The organism is Novosphingobium sp. ZW T3_23, assembly GCF_044987305.1.
In the GTDB taxonomy this organism is placed as follows: Bacteria; Pseudomonadota; Alphaproteobacteria; order Sphingomonadales; family Sphingomonadaceae; genus Novosphingobium.
This window is the reverse complement of record NZ_JBJDRF010000125.1, coordinates 1-1,868: the sequence shown is the minus strand read 5'-3', so window position 1 is coordinate 1,868 and position 1,868 is coordinate 1. Positions and strand designations below refer to the sequence as shown.

The 1,868-nt window shown below is 66.9% G+C and carries 3 protein-coding genes; 2 read left to right on the top strand and 1 reads right to left on the bottom strand.

All coding sequences use genetic code 11. From position 1 onward, the window contains the following. Positions 1-382, bottom strand: a 382-nt coding sequence (locus tag ACI3K3_RS25585) for a DUF4136 domain-containing protein (RefSeq protein WP_404918917.1), incomplete at its 3' end; no start/stop codon positions are given. A 232-nt stretch (positions 383-614) separates the two neighbouring features. Here ACI3K3_RS25585 and ACI3K3_RS25580 point away from each other — a divergent pair. Then, positions 615-1,427 carry a DUF2092 domain-containing protein gene (locus ACI3K3_RS25580; protein WP_404918915.1) on the top strand — a complete coding sequence of 271 codons (813 nt, stop codon included), beginning with the start codon at positions 615-617 and terminating at the stop codon, positions 1,425-1,427. Positions 1,428-1,588: 161 nt separating this feature from the next. After that, on the top strand, positions 1,589-1,868 hold a 280-nt coding region (locus ACI3K3_RS25575), incomplete at its 3' end, for a hypothetical protein (protein WP_404918913.1).

The window sequence follows — 1,868 nt, the reverse complement described above, 5'->3', positions numbered from 1 at the left end:
CGGTGATGTTGCGCACGTCGACCTGGTTGAAGCCCCCGCCCCAACCGCCCCAGGGACGGAAATAGGGACCGTAGGAGCCGAGCGAGGACACCTCCACCCGGTCACGCGAACCCAGGGTAAACCCTACGGCGAAATCGCCCGAGGCCCCCCCCGGGGCAACCTGCGTATAGCCGCGCGTTGCCAGGGTGGCCTCGATGGCGGCCTTGACGCGCTGGGTCAGCAGCGGGTTCACCCCCTGCGGCACCGAGGTATAGGCCCAGCTATAGGTCCGGAACGCCGAGAAATCGGCCGAAGGATCGGCATCGAACGTCACCTTCGGCGTCGTTGCACAAGATGCCGTCAGCAGCGCGAAACATGCCAGAGCCACCGCTTGCGATTTCATGACTTTCTCCTTGCGTAAATCCCCCGAACTATCCGGTTGCAAGGCGCGCGCAGCTATCGGGATTCTCCCTGATCCCCGCCGTGGCACTTCCCTATCGCCTCTGCTTGAGCAGGCGCATCCGGCCGGTCTCGGGTGCCCAGGCAATTCCGGCGCGATCAACGGGTTTCCCCCGATGGGAGCCACGCGGCGAAGCTGGGATCGTGGCGCCCTTCATCCATGGCAGGAGTGATCGATGCCCATCCCGTCCCTTAAGCCCGCCTCCTGGGCCACCGCTACCGCGCTCCTTCTGGCAGGCCTGCCGCTGCCCACGCTGGCGCAATCCGACCCGGCCCCCGCTGCTGCGCCTTCCCCCTCGGCTGTAAAAACCGCTGCCGACACTATCGACCCGATCGCCATCCAGGCACTGGTCGGCATGGGGAACTACCTGAAGACGCTGAAAAGCTTCGAGTTCCACACCAAGGCCACGGCGGAAGCGGCGTTTCAGGACACCGACTTCCTGGTCCACCTCGGCTATGAGGCCACCTACAAGGTCATGAGGCCCACTGCCTTCTATGTGAAGTTGCAGTCCGACCGCGCGATCCGAGAGTATTTCTACGATGGCAAGACACTCACGGTGAATGTGCCACGGCAGAACTACTACGCGAAAGTTACGGCACCGCCGACGATCCGTCAGACGGTGGACAAGATCTACCTCGACTACGGCATCGATCTGCCGTTGGCGGACGTGTTCTACTGGTCCGAGAACCCCGTCACCGATGGCATCACATCGGCCGTGCGGGTTGGCTTCGCACGCGTGAACGGCAAGGAAACGGACCAGTTCGCCTATCGCGGCGACACGCTGGACTGGCAGATCTGGATCGCGCGCGGCAAGACCCCGTTGCCGCTGCGCATCGTCATCACCGACCGTACCGATCCGGTGCGGCCGTCCTACAGCGCCGATCTCGACTGGAACACCGCGCCGCGCCTGACGGCCAAGGACTTCGCCTTCGTCCCCCCGGCAAACTCCAGCCCGATCCAGGTCGCGGCGCTTGCGGGAGGCAACTGAAATGACCACTCGCATCGGAAGCATCGCGCGTCTGGCTGTCGCGCTCGCCGTGACCGGCGCCATGGTGGCTCCTGCCGAAGCCCAGCGCCGCTTCGGAGGCGGCGGCATGCACATGAGCGGCGGACTGCGCGGCGGCGGACTGCAAGGCCGCACGAATTTCCATGCGCCCGGCAGCGGCGGCGGCGGCATCCGCAATCCGGCCATTCCGCGAGAAGGTCCAGCGCCCCATCCCGGCGGTGGCGGTGGCGGTGGCGACCGGCCCGGCCCTCACCCCGGCCCCGGGCCTGAGCCTGGACCCGGACCTCATCCTGGACCTGGACCTGGACCTGGACCTGGACCTGGACCTGGACCTGGACCTGGACCTGGGCCTGGGCCTGGGCCTGGGCCTGGGCCTGGGCCTCATCCCGGACCGGGACCGGGCCCGCGTCCGGGGCCCCCACC